This is a genomic window from Streptomyces sp. SID12501, assembly GCF_010550245.1.
In the GTDB taxonomy this organism is placed as follows: Bacteria; Actinomycetota; Actinomycetes; order Streptomycetales; family Streptomycetaceae; genus Streptomyces.
The window spans coordinates 1-402 of sequence record NZ_JAAGLU010000936.1; the positions used below are offsets into that span (position 1 = coordinate 1).

Genomic DNA, 402 nt, shown 5'->3' on the forward strand with positions numbered 1-402 from the left:
GACGTCAAGTCCGTCATGCAGGGCGCCGGGTCCGCCCTCATGGGCATCGGGTACGCGCGCGGCGAGGACCGCGCCGTGCAGGCCGCCGAGATGGCGATCTCCTCGCCGCTGCTCGAGGCGAGCATCGACGGGGCGCACGGCGTCCTGCTGTCGATCCAGGGCGGCTCCGACCTCGGGCTGTTCGAGATCAACGAGGCCGCGCGCCTCGTCCAGGAGGCGGCGCACGCCGAGGCGAACATCATCTTCGGCGCGGTCATCGACGACGCGCTCGGCGACGAGGTGCGCGTGACCGTCATCGCCGCCGGGTTCGACGGCGGTGGTCCGGTGCAGCGCCGGGACGGCCGCGCGCTCGGCCAGGTGAGCGGGTCGACGGCCCGCCAGGTCCCGGCGGTCGCGTCCGTC

1 pseudogene is annotated in these 402 nt (G+C 74.6%); it reads left to right on the forward strand.

The features are described from left to right. Positions 1–402: pseudogene (locus G3I71_RS49220) on the forward strand (cell division protein FtsZ); the annotation flags it as partial.